General features: G+C 52.4%; 11 protein-coding genes. 4 read left to right on the top strand and 7 right to left on the bottom strand.

Annotated elements, in window-relative coordinates:
• Positions 1–74: 74 nt before the first annotated feature.
• From rsmG to rpmH, 7 genes are all read right to left on the bottom strand, one after another.
• Complete coding sequence (gene rsmG / locus BBD41_RS14420; RefSeq protein ID WP_077570887.1) at positions 75–794, bottom strand: 16S rRNA (guanine(527)-N(7))-methyltransferase RsmG; 720 nt, start codon at positions 792–794, stop codon at positions 75–77.
• 3 nt (positions 795–797) lie between these two features.
• Positions 798–2,684, bottom strand: coding sequence for a tRNA uridine-5-carboxymethylaminomethyl(34) synthesis enzyme MnmG (gene mnmG / locus BBD41_RS14415; protein ID WP_077570888.1), 1,887 nt, complete (start codon positions 2,682–2,684; stop codon positions 798–800).
• Positions 2,685–2,913: 229 nt separating this feature from the next.
• Positions 2,914–4,290 (bottom strand): tRNA uridine-5-carboxymethylaminomethyl(34) synthesis GTPase MnmE, encoded by a 1,377-nt coding sequence (gene mnmE, locus BBD41_RS14410; protein ID WP_099477966.1) that lies wholly within the window; start codon positions 4,288–4,290, stop codon positions 2,914–2,916.
• A gap of 236 nt (positions 4,291–4,526) precedes the next feature.
• On the bottom strand, positions 4,527–5,312 hold the full coding sequence (gene jag, locus BBD41_RS14405; RefSeq protein WP_099477965.1) for an RNA-binding cell elongation regulator Jag/EloR: 786 nt from the start codon (positions 5,310–5,312) through the stop codon (positions 4,527–4,529).
• Positions 5,309–6,187, bottom strand: coding sequence for a YidC/Oxa1 family membrane protein insertase (locus BBD41_RS14400; protein ID WP_007129229.1), 879 nt, complete (start codon positions 6,185–6,187; stop codon positions 5,309–5,311). The genes jag and BBD41_RS14400 overlap by 4 nt, the downstream gene beginning before the upstream one ends.
• A gap of 77 nt (positions 6,188–6,264) precedes the next feature.
• The gene (rnpA, locus tag BBD41_RS14395; RefSeq protein WP_099477964.1) at positions 6,265–6,615 is read right to left on the bottom strand and encodes a ribonuclease P protein component; all 351 of its coding nucleotides are present in this window, start codon (positions 6,613–6,615) and stop codon (positions 6,265–6,267) included.
• Positions 6,616–6,852: 237 nt separating this feature from the next.
• Positions 6,853–6,987, bottom strand: coding sequence for a 50S ribosomal protein L34 (rpmH, locus tag BBD41_RS14390; RefSeq protein WP_007129231.1), 135 nt, complete (start codon positions 6,985–6,987; stop codon positions 6,853–6,855).
• Between the two features lie 442 nt (positions 6,988–7,429).
• Here rpmH and gnd point away from each other — a divergent pair, with 442 nt between their 5' ends.
• The 4 genes from gnd (at position 7,430) to gntK (ending at position 12,327) form a co-directional block, all read left to right on the top strand.
• The gene (gene gnd / locus BBD41_RS14385) at positions 7,430–8,329 is read left to right on the top strand and encodes a phosphogluconate dehydrogenase (NAD(+)-dependent, decarboxylating) (protein ID WP_099477963.1); all 900 of its coding nucleotides are present in this window, start codon (positions 7,430–7,432) and stop codon (positions 8,327–8,329) included.
• A 153-nt stretch (positions 8,330–8,482) separates the two neighbouring features.
• Positions 8,483–9,160 carry a GntR family transcriptional regulator gene (locus BBD41_RS14380; protein WP_077570896.1) on the top strand — a complete coding sequence of 226 codons (678 nt, stop codon included), beginning with the start codon at positions 8,483–8,485 and terminating at the stop codon, positions 9,158–9,160.
• Positions 9,161–9,326: 166 nt separating this feature from the next.
• Positions 9,327–10,688, top strand: coding sequence for a GntP family permease (locus BBD41_RS14375; protein ID WP_099477962.1), 1,362 nt, complete (start codon positions 9,327–9,329; stop codon positions 10,686–10,688).
• Positions 10,689–10,779: 91 nt separating this feature from the next.
• Positions 10,780–12,327 carry a gluconokinase gene (gntK, locus tag BBD41_RS14370; protein WP_206098306.1) on the top strand — a complete coding sequence of 516 codons (1,548 nt, stop codon included), beginning with the start codon at positions 10,780–10,782 and terminating at the stop codon, positions 12,325–12,327.
• Positions 12,328–12,351 lie beyond the last annotated feature (24 nt).

The raw sequence follows: 12,351 nt of genomic DNA, 5'->3' as shown, positions 1-12,351 counted from the left end.
GACCAACCATCAAATCCAATAAGCAAAGCACCTCTATCATCGCTTTGCGCATGCCCAGCATGCAGCAAGAACTCTTAGAGCGGAGATTTGGCCGCCGTCCCCGCTTTCCGCGGGTATTTGGCCGGGGTAGCACCCTTCTTGTCGATAATGACGATGTGGCGTTCCGATTCCTCAATCGGAAGCGAGAATGAGTAGATCTGGTCCAGGGAGCCTCTTAGCTCTTTCAGGCTGCGAGCTGCCTCCTTGACCTCCTCTGAAGGATCGCTGCCTTTCATTGCCGCGAAACTCCCTCCCACCTTCGTAAACGGAAGGCAAAATTCATTCAGCACCGCCATTCGGGCTACCGCTCTGGCAGTAACCAGGTCGAATCCGTCCCGGTATCCCTGCTTGCGGGCCACCTCTTCCGCCCGGCCGTGAATCAGTTCAACCTGCTCCAAGCCCAAAGTCTCTACCACGTGCTTCAAAAAGGTGATGCGCTTATTCAGCGAATCTACGATGGTCAGCTTCATATGCGGGAACGCGATTTTGAGTGGAATCCCCGGGAAGCCTGCGCCGGACCCGATATCGGCCATATTTCCGATGTCGGGCATTTTTACGTAGAACGCAAGCGTAAGCGAGTCGTAAAAATGCTTCGTATAAACTTGATCACGCTGTGTGATGCCGGTCAGGTTCATCTTCTCGTTCCATTCGACAAGCAGCTCATAATATTGCTCAAATTGATGAAGCTGCCGATCGTCTATCGCGATCCCTTGCTGCTGCAGCCGTTCAACAAATGACTTCTGGATATCGTCCATACCTTATCCTTTCGCTGCGGTTACCCGGTTATAATGCTCAAGATACACAAGCAGTATCGAAATATCCGCCGGTGTTACGCCACTGATTCGGGATGCTTGCCCGATGGAGATCGGACGGATTTTGTTCAGCTTCTGACGAGCTTCGATTGCCAAGCCGTGAATATCATCGTAGACGATGTCTTCCGGAATCCGTTTCTTCTCCATCTTCTGCAGGCGCTCCACATGACCCAGCTGCTTCTCGATATAACCGGCATATTTGACTTGAATTTCAACCTGCTCCTTCATTTCCTCATCCAGTTCAAAAGGAGACGGTGAAATCGACTCGATCATCGCGAACGTCACTTCCGGACGGCGGAGGATGGTGAGCAGATTGCTTCCGTCCTGGATAGGAGCCGATCCGGCTGCTTCCAGCATCGAGTTTACCTCAACCGGCTTCACCTTTGCTTGACGGAGCCGCTCGATTTCCTGCTCGACCAGTTCTTTTTTGCGCAGGAAATTCGCATACCGCTCTTCCGAGATCAGGCCGATTTCATGACCGATTTCGGTCAAGCGCAGATCCGCATTGTCATGACGAAGCAGCAAACGGTATTCCGCACGGGAAGTCAGCAAGCGATAAGGCTCATTGGTTCCCTTCGTCACCAAATCATCGATCATTACGCCGATGTAGCCTTGCGAACGGTCCAGAATGACCGGTTCTTTTCCTTGGACTTTGCGGGCGGCGTTGATGCCGGCCATAATCCCTTGCCCTGCCGCCTCTTCGTAGCCGGATGTTCCGTTAATTTGACCAGCCGTAAACAGCCCCGGAAGCTTCTTCGTCTCCAGCGTTGGCCACAGCTGCGTCGGAACGATCGCGTCATACTCAATAGCATAACCATTGCGCATCAATTCCACTTTCTCCATCCCTGGAATGGAACGGAGCATGGCCAGCTGTACATCTTCCGGCATGCTGGTGGACAGCCCTTGCACATAGTATTCCTTCGTGTTTTTACCTTCAGGCTCCAGGAAAATCTGATGCTTCGACTTGTCGGCAAAACGGACGACTTTATCCTCAATCGAAGGGCAGTAGCGTGGTCCGGTGCCTTCGATGAGACCCGAATACATCGGAGCACGGTGCAGATTATCATTAATAATTTGGTGCGTATCCACCGACGTGTACGTCAGCCAGCATGGAAGCTGCTCGTTATCCGACGATTTCGTTTCGTACGAGAAAAACTTAGGATTTTCATCGCCCGGTTGAATTTCCGTTTTGGAAAAATCAATCGTGTCCTTGTGAACCCGCGGAGGAGTTCCGGTCTTAAAGCGGACGAGGTCGAAGCCGAGCTCGCGAAGGTTCTCCGCCAGCTTCACCGATGGCTGTTGATTATTCGGGCCGCTCTCGTACGTTAGCTCACCCATAATCACTTTGCCGCGCAGGTACGTGCCTGTCGTCACGACGACCGCTTTGGCGCGGTATTCCGTACCGGTTTGTGTCACAACGCCGACGCAGACGCCGTCTTCAACGATGAGGCGGTCAACCATGCCTTGGCGAAGCGTGAGCTTCTCTTCCTTCTCGAGCGTTTCTTTCATCGTGTGCTGATAGGAGAATTTATCGGCTTGCGCACGCAATGCATGCACCGCCGGTCCTTTTCCTGTATTCAGCATCCGCATTTGAATAAAGGTTTTGTCAATATTGCGTCCCATTTCCCCGCCAAGCGCGTCAATCTCGCGAACGACATGTCCTTTGGCCGGACCGCCAATCGACGGGTTGCAGGGCATAAAAGCTACCATATCCAGGTTGATAGTGATCATCAACGTTTCGACACCCATTCGGGCAGACGCAAGCGCCGCTTCACAGCCGGCGTGTCCTGCACCGACGACAATAACGTCATACGTGCCTCCCATAAAACTCATGGCTAACCCTCCTATTCGAATATTGTTTTCATATATTAAAGCCTCCACCAAGTCTGTGGGGCAGCTTAGAACTTCTAAAAAACTACAACCTGCAGCTTATCGCTTAATTATAGAAGAAAAACGATGGTAATGGAGACCAAGAATTTCGGAAGCCTATCCGGTCACCCAAATCACCTACAACCTCCGGCTCCGCATTTTGCTTCCATTTCAACAAATCATCCTCCAGCGATTACTTGCCCAGACAGAACTGCGAGAAAATCTGGTCAATCAGCGAATCGCCAACGGCTTCGCCCAGGATTTCGCCAAGCTGCTCCCAGGCGAGCCGCACATCGATCTGGATCATATCGATCGGAATGAGCTGATCGGCCGCTTCATAAGCATCCTGAAGCGACTGCTTCGCTTTTTTCAACAGGGCAATATGCCGCACATTGCTGACATACGTCAGATCCCCGCCTTCGATTCGGCCGCTGAAGAACAAATTCGAGATGGCCTCTTCCAGCCGATCGATGCCCTCCTGTGCTTTCACGGACATCGGAACGATCAATTCATCCGGAACATACCGGTTCAGCACATCCTTATCGAGCTGAGACGGTAAGTCCATTTTATTCATAATGACGATACATTGTCTACCGCGTATTTGTTCCATCAATTCCAGTTCATCCTGATGCAGCGGCTCGCTGGCATTCAGTACGAGCAAAATCAAATCGGCCTCGTTCACCGCATGCCGGGAACGCTCGACGCCGATCTGCTCGACCACGTCCATCGTTTCGCGGATTCCGGCCGTATCCAGCAGCTTCAGCGGAATATTATTGATTGTCACATATTCCTCGATCACGTCGCGCGTCGTGCCCGGAATATCCGTCACGATCGCCTTATTGTCTTGCGCCAGCGTATTGAGCAGCGAGGATTTCCCTACGTTCGGGCGCCCGACGATCGCAGTCGTGATGCCTTCGCGCAAAATTTTCCCTTCCTGGGCCGTCTTCAGCAGCTTGTCGATCTCGCCCATCACCTGACTGCTCTTCTCTTTAATGAACTCTGCCGTCAAAGATTCCACGTCATGCTCGGGATAATCGATGTTCACCTCGATGTGGGCCAGGGTTTCCACCAGCGTATGACGAAGCTCCTTGATTTTCCGGGACAAGGTCCCCTCCACCTGCTTTAACGCCACCGAGAAAGCACGATCCGATTTCGAACGGATCAGGTCAATGACCGCCTCAGCCTGGGACAAATCGATACGGCCATTCAGGAAGGCACGCTTCGTAAATTCCCCCGGCTCGGCGAGACGGATGTTCAGCTGCAGCAGCAGATCCATCACCCGCTTGACCGAAATGACTCCGCCATGGGCGCTGATCTCAACCACATCCTCGGTCGTGAACGACCGGGGTGCCCGCATGACCGTAACAAGCACCTCTTCGAGATTCTCGCCGGTCTGCGGATCTACAATATGGCCGTAGTGAACCGTATGGGATTCCACCTGGCTCAGTTTACGTTTACTTTTAAATATACGCTCCACTTCCGTCACGGCGTCCGGTCCGCTGACGCGAATAATCCCGATCCCGCCTTCTCCGACGGCCGTAGAAATGGCTGCAATGGTATCGCTATACATGCTGTATTCACCTCTTTCTATTTAGAACGGATGCAGATTCATACCCTATGCATTCTGCAACTCGCTGTATCTCCTCTTAGATAACGCCCTCTTCGGACGTATAGCGGCTGCACCATGCTGTTGCTCGGACGAATCGCCCGTTGGATGCACCCAAAACTGTATCTTGGTAAAAAACAATGACTCCCTTTTACAAGCTTAAGGAGTCATTGATCAACATATACTCTTCTGATTAAGGCTTACGACGATTTCGGCGTGATGACCACTCTGCGATTCGGCTCTTCGCCTTTGCTGTACGTCTTCACGCCTCCGTGGGATTGCAGTCTGGCGTGGATGACCTTCCGCTCTGCGGCCGGCATCGGCTCCAGCACAATCTCCTTGCGGCTCTTCAGGACCCGTCCGGCAAGCCGGTCAGCCAGATCCTCCAGCGTCTTCTTGCGGCGTTCCCTGAAGTTCTCCGCATCCAGCACGATGCGAAGGTAACTGTCCGAATACCGATTCGCCACGATGTTCGCCAGATACTGAAGGGCGTCCAGCGTCTGGCCTCTGCGGCCGATCATCAGCCCGAGGCCCGCGCCCGAAATATGAAGCGTCGTGTAATCTTTCCCCTTTTCCTGCTCGACCGAGATATCCAGCCCCATGGCCTGTCCCGTCTCACGAAGGAAGCTGATGGCTTCCTCATAAGGGTCCTTCTTCGCCTCAGCGGCTTCCGTGCGGCTCTCTTCCATCGTTGCCACGGCGGATGGTGCCGGTGCGCTCGAGGCTTGGGATACCTTCACTTCTGCGGCAGGTGCCGACTGCTGCTGGGACGAAGGAGTCATCGGATGGTGTGATTCGCCGCCGGCGCGTTCAGGCAGGAGCGTTAGTTCGACTTTCGCTTCCTTGGCCCCGAACAGGCCCAGGAATCCTCTTGATGGCTGACTCAATATTTGAACCGATACACGATCCTGACTTACACCCAAGCGGGCCAGCCCTTGTGCGACAGCTTCTTCAATGGTTTTTCCTGTTGCGACGATTTTACTCATCTCGACTTTTTGGCTCCTTTCGAACCCTTTTTCCCGCCTTTATGACCGCTCTTGTTCCCGGATTTGTTGCTCTTCTGACCTTGGGTCGCGCTGGCAACGCTTGCCGTTACAGCTGCCTTGTCATTGTTGCGGTACAAGAAGTAGTTCTGCACGATAGTGTAAAGGTTGCTGTAGAACCAGTACAGCGGAAGCGCAGCAGGAAACTGAAAGGACATGACAAAGATCAAAATCGGATACACGAACAGCATAAACTGCATCATCCCCATCTGTGGAGACGGGTTCATCTTCATCATCATCTTCGTTTGCAGATACGTCGTGGCTGCCGCCAATACCGGCAGGATGAACAGCTTGTCCGGCTCGCCGAGCTGCATCCACAAGAACTCATGCTCACGAAGAAGTCCATTATAGTAGATCGAATGATAGAGTGCGATAAAAATCGGCATTTGAACGAGCAGCGGCAAGCAGCCCGCCATCGGATTGACCTTATTCTCCTGGAAAAGCTTCATCGTTTCCATCTGCATTTTCTCAGGATTATCTTTATATTTCTCACGGATCTTCTGAACCTCAGGCTGGATTGCCTGCATGGCCTTCGAGCTTCTGACCTGCTTCAAGGTCAGCGGCAGGATCAATGTACGGACGATAAGCACCATTACAAGGACAGATAATCCGTATTCACCGTTAAACCATGTAGCAAACGTATCAAGTGCCAAGGTAAAGTAGTAAACAACGTTGCTCTGCCAAAAGCCGCCATTCTTCAAGTCTTCGATGGAACGCGTTTGGTCAGCTCCAGGCGCACAGCCTGATATAACCGCCACTGCTAGTATTACAGCGGCGAGGAGGAACCATTTTCCTCGTCTTGTCTTCATGAACGACACTTCAAAACCCCTCTCTTCGCCATTGCCATTCCACGGTAAATCATAACATATTTATATGGACAAATAAACACAAGCGTTCAGCCCTTTTTCGGTTTCAAAAGCGAGGATTTCCGCAGAACATGCAGCACGCTTTTTTCAAGCTCCTGGTACGACTTGCTCAGCGCTCCCTTTCGGACAATGAAGATCAAGTCGATATGCTCCACGATCTCATGCTGATGGTGCCGGACAATCTCCTTTACCACTCGTCTCATCCGGTTGCGTACGACGGCATTTCCGATCTTCTTGCTGCACGATACGCCGACGCGAAACTGCTCTACCTCTTTTTTACGCGACCAATACAAGACAAATTGATGATTGGCAAAGGACTTTCCGTGTCGATATACCCGGCTGAAGTCCGCGCGGTTCCGTAAACGAAGTTTTTTATGCACAACACAAGTCTCTCCCTGCCTGACCGATAATCAATTCCATTAAACGACATTCTCCGCCTCCGGGCATCGCTTCCTATATATATAGTATAGTCATGCCGGTACAACGGTAAACGCAAACAACATCACGTACACGAAGGGCCTCCTAAGTGATCTAATACAGGTCGGCATTTGCCCCACCCTTCATCAAACAGGAGATATTACGAAAAAAAGACCACCTCGGTGGTCTTCGGCACAGTATTAAGCGCTAAGTACTTTTCTTCCTTTTTGACGGCGGCTAGCCAATACTTTGCGTCCGTTCTTCGTGCTCATTCTCTTGCGGAAGCCGTGCACCTTCTTGCGCTTGCTCACATTCGGTTTGAAAGTTGGTCTCATGATCTAATGCACCCCCTTACAGGAATCTCTCGTACGTATTCTAAGAATAAACGTCTATCGACGCACTTTCACGGAAGACAGACCGCCAAGTCGTCGTCCATCGACGCATCTCTTGATAACAGACCGCAGTACATGCGGGTGATGTCCTTTATCTTCACAGAAAATGCCTTTTTACATTTAATCACGATCAGGCCCAAAAGTCAAATCAAACTTTGCCTTTTTAGGAAGCTTAAGTTTTCCACATGTAGCGTTTATTGCTAGTTTTGATTTATCCACATGGGGATAACCTATTGAAACCGTCTGTGAATAGATCGATTGGCGTTTTTCGGCCCTCGATCGGGCGACGCCTCGCCGGTTTACACCGGCGCCATAAAGGAGTAGTATAAATAATTGAATTTAAGTTGTATACAAGTATACACCTAAGAAGGAGCTGCATCATATTATGAAAATAGGCATGATCGGCCTTGGGAAAATGGGTCTCAATCTGGTCCAGAACCTGATTCATCATCAGCATGAGGTTGTCGCATACGATTTGAATGCCGATCTGGTGAGCAAGGCTGCCGGTTATGGAGCTGAAGGCGCTGCCTCGACTGAAGAACTGGTGGCGAAGCTGGATTCGCCCCGTATCATATGGATGATGGTTCCTGCCGGTAAGATTGTGGATTCGGTCATTGATTCGCTATCCCCTCTTCTTGCGCAGGGCGATATTCTGATTGACGGCGGCAACTCTCACTATAAGGATTCCATTGCCCGGGCAACCCGTTTGTCGGAGCAAGGAATTTATTATTTCGATGCCGGCACGTCAGGCGGCATGGAAGGTGCCCATAACGGAGGCTGCTTTATGATCGGCGGCAACCGCGAGGTATTCAGCCGCATCGAACCCTTGTTCAAGGACATGGCTGTCGAGAACGGCTATCTATACGCCGGCGAAAGCGGCAGCGGACATTTCCTCAAGATGGTCCATAACGGGATCGAATACGGGATGATGCAGTCCATTGCCGAAGGCTTTGAAGTGCTGGAAAAGAGTGCCTTTGACTACAATTACGAGGACGTTGCCCGGGTATGGTCGAACGGTTCCGTCATCCGCAGCTGGCTTATGGAGCTCACGCAGAACGCCTTCTCCAAAGATCCGAAGCTGGAAGGCATCAAAGGTGTCATGCATTCCTCCGGCGAAGGCAAATGGACCGTCGAAACAGCGCTGGAAGTTCAGGCAAGCGCACCGGTTATCGCTCTCTCCCTGTTTATGCGCTACCGCTCGCTGGATCAAGATACGTTTCATGGAAAAGTCGTGGCAGCGCTTCGCAATGAATTCGGCGGCCATGCGGTCGAGAAGTCGGAATAATCCGCTTCTCCATCCGCGTTTTAGCAAGCGGCTTCATAGCCTGGAGCACATCCGGGGAAAAACGGCATCATGAATGGAATCCGGAACTTTTCCTGTGGTATGATTACCACGAAAGAGGATGATTACTAGTTACCCGGATTGGAGAATCAGTCTATGAAATACCCATCGGCCTGGCTGCAGGGAGCTTCGCTTGGCGAGGCCATTGCGAGCGAGTTAAGGCTGCAGATCATTAGCGGCACGATCAAACGCGGGGAAGTCATTTCGGAGAACCGGATCGCAGGCGAGTTCGGCACCAGCCGATCCCCTGTTCGCGAAGCGATGAAAACGCTGTCCAGCGAGGGCTTGATCCAATTGGAGCGCATGGGGGCAGTCGTCATGGGCTTATCCCTTAAGGACGTCGAAGAGCTGTACGATGTGCGGTTTCTGATTGAAAGCTTCGTGCAAGGCGAGGTTTTTGCAAGGCAGCAGCCGGAATTGATCCGCCAGCTTCGGCAAATTGTCGACCGGATGGAGCTTGCGGCCAAGCATAGGGATCCGATCGAGTATTCCTATCAGGATCTGACTTTCCACGAACGCATCATTACCGAGGCGAATCATAAACGGATTCTGCATTTGTGGAGGAGCATCCGGCCGATTGTGATGACGGTCATGCTGATCACGACACGGCAGGTGTTCAGCGGAGGTGCCTCCAAGCTCCGATACGTAACGGACAAGCATATCCGGCTTATTCAAGAGATGGAATCCTTGGATCCGGACCGGATTCAAACGGCGGTTCAGCAATACTTCGATGATTCCCGCCAAACGCTGCATCTGAGTTTTCCGGAGGATTAACGTATCATTAGATCCTCCCTTCCTCCGTTTCCTATTGCACGCTCTAAGTTGTCGACAAGTATACAATAGAAATTCATTCTGTTTTGGGTATACTACCGCAGAAAACCGCTCAGTTTACCAATAATCACCCGGACATAATGGGTAATCTATAGGAGGAAGCACAGCTATGAACACACTTTTTGGTCTCAGCCATAACGCTACATTAATGTTCTGGACCTTGCTGACGATCGTTTTTCTGATCGTGCTGATATCCAAATATAAGTGGAATCCCTTCGTTACACTACTGATCGCGGCGCTGCTGCTGGGACTGTTGACCGGCATGCAGCCGATGGACGTGATCACATCCATAACCGGCGGTCTCGGCGGAACGCTCGGTACGATAGCCATCGTTATCGCCCTTGGCACCATGCTTGGGAAAATGATGGCCGAGTCCGGAGGCGCCGAGCAAATCGCAACGACGCTGGTCAATCGCTTCGGGGAGAAGCGGGTACACTGGGCCATGATGATTGTCGGCTTTATTGTCGGTATTCCTGTATTTTTTGAGGTCGGCGTTATTTTGCTGATTCCGATCGTCTTTACCGTAGCCCGTAAAACGAAATTGTCGCTCCTGCAGATCGGTATTCCGATTCTGGCCGGCTTATCCACGGTTCACGGTCTGGTTCCGCCCCATCCCGCTCCGATGATTGCGATCGATGCATATGGTGCGGACCTGGGCATTACCATTCTGTACTCGTTTGTCATCGGCATTCCTGCGGCCATCCTTGCAGGCCCCGTATTCGGCAAATATATCGGCAAGCGGATCACAACCGAGCCGCCTGAGGAGCTGGCCGAGCAGTTCTCGAGCAAAGCGGACCGCGGTCTTCCCGGCTTCGGCATCACGATCTTCACTATTTTGCTTCCCGTCATTCTGATGCTGATCGGCTCTGCTGCTGAGATCATCGATCCTAACAACACGAGCGCCATATCTGTCATCTGCAAATTCGTGGGACACGAAGTCATAGCCCTCCTGATTGCGGCGGTGTTCTCGTTCTTCTCGCTCGGTTTTGCACGCGGCTTCAACAAGCATGAGCTGTCGAAGTTCACAAGCGAATGTCTTGCACCGATTGCCTCCATCATTCTGATTATCGGTGCAGGCGGCGCCTTCAAGCAGGTGCTGATTAACAGCGGCGTCGGCAATGCGATTGCCGAGATTGCCACCGGCGCCAACATCAATATCATCTTGTTCGCGTGGCTGGTTGCAGCCCTGATCCGGGTGGCAACCGGCTCGGCCACCGTAGCCATGACAACGGCTGCCGGCATCGTTGCCCCCGTGCTCGCCATGACGCCGGACGCCAATGTCGCGCTTGTCGTCCTTGCTACCGGCGCCGGATCCATCGTCTTGTCCCATGTTAATGACGCTGGATTCTGGATGGTTAAGGAATTCTTCAATATGACCGTAGCCCAGACGCTGAAGACCTGGACCGTGCTGGAGACGATTCTCTCTGTAACCGGTCTCGTATTGGCTCTCGTCCTGAATCTAATTGTATAATTGAACATAAGCTCATGAGGTCCCCGGTGGAGATAAGCGCATCAACGCAAGGCTTCACTCGGGGACCTCAAATAGAAAGAAGGTATGTCTCTTGAGTACACAGAACTACATGATCGGTGTTGATATCGGAACGACAAGCACCAAAGCGGTGCTGTTTAAGGAGAACGGAGAGGTCGTTGCCAAAGCTGGCGGTGAATATCCCCTTCACACCCCTACGCCTTCGACGGCCGAGCAGGATCCGGAACAGATTTTTGAGACGGTGCTCTCCTCGGTCCAAGGCGTCATGGCTGATACCGGAATTTCTCCGAAGCAGGTATTGTTCGTGTCCTTCAGTGCTGCTATGCACAGCGTTATTGCCGTTAATAAGGACGGAATCCCGTTAACCCGCTGCATTACATGGGCGGACAACCGGAGCGCAGCCTGGTCCGCGAAGCTCAAGAAGGAGCTTGGCGGCATGGAGCTGTATTTGAGAACCGGCACGCCGATTCATCCGATGTCACCGATAACGAAGCTGATGTGGCTCCGGCATGATGAGCCGTCCGTGTTCAATCAAACCGCCAAATTCATTTCGATTAAGGAATATGTATACTATAAGCTGTTCGGCAAGTATGTAGTGGACCATTCCATCGCCTCCAGTACCGGCATGATGAATCTGGAAGCCCTCGCTTGGGACCAGGAAGCACTGAAGCTGGCCGGCATTACCGAGGATCAATTGTCCACACTCGTGCCTACTACACATATCATGACAGGCCTGAAGGAAGAATACGCTGTTCGTATGGGTCTCCTTCCTTCCACACCGTTCGTGCTTGGAGCCGCGGACGGCGTTCTGTCCAACCTTGGCGTCAATGCGATTCAGCCGGGCGTCGTCGCGGCGACCATCGGAACGAGCGGCGCCATCCGAACGGTCGTGGACCGGCCGATGACCGATCCGAAAGGACGGATCTTCTGCTATGCCCTGACCGAGAAGCACTGGGTCATCGGCGGCGCCGTCAATAACGGCGGCATGATTTTCCGCTGGGTACGGGACGAATTCGCGGCATCGGAGATAGAAACGGCCAAGCGTCTCGGAATCAATCCATACGATGTGCTGACCAAAATTGCAGACCGCATTCCTCCGGGCTCGAACGGCCTTCTGTTCCATCCGTATTTGACGGGAGAACGCGCCCCGCTGTGGGATCCGAACGCGCGCGGGTCGTTCTTTGGCCTTACGCTGAACCATCAGAAGGAGCATATGATCCGCTCCGTGCTGGAAGGCGTTATTTTCAATATGTATACCGTTCTGCTCGCCATGGAGGAGCAAATGGGCCATCCGGCGAAGATTCACGCCACCGGCGGGTTTGCCCGCTCCCCGATCTGGCGCCAGATGATGGCCGACATCTTCGACCAGCAGGTAATCGTGCCGGAGAGCTACGAGAGCTCCTGTCTCGGCGCCGTCGTGCTGGGATTGTATGCCACGGGAAGAGCGGAGTCGCTCGATATCGTCTCAACGATGGTCGGCGGCACGCACGAGCATCAGCCGGTGAAGGAGAACGCCGATGTGTATAAAGCGCTCCTTCCGATCTATATCCGGATCTCGCGCAAGCTGGAGGAAGACTATGAAGCCATATCGGAGTTCCAGCGCAGATTTGAGCAGAAATAATCATGACTTAGCCTTTAAAATAAT

This window comes from Paenibacillus ihbetae, assembly GCF_002741055.1.
GTDB classification, from domain to species: Bacteria; Bacillota; Bacilli; order Paenibacillales; family Paenibacillaceae; genus Paenibacillus_AQ; species Paenibacillus_AQ ihbetae.
Note: the sequence above shows the minus strand (reverse complement) of the source record. Positions and strands in the feature narration are given on the sequence as shown.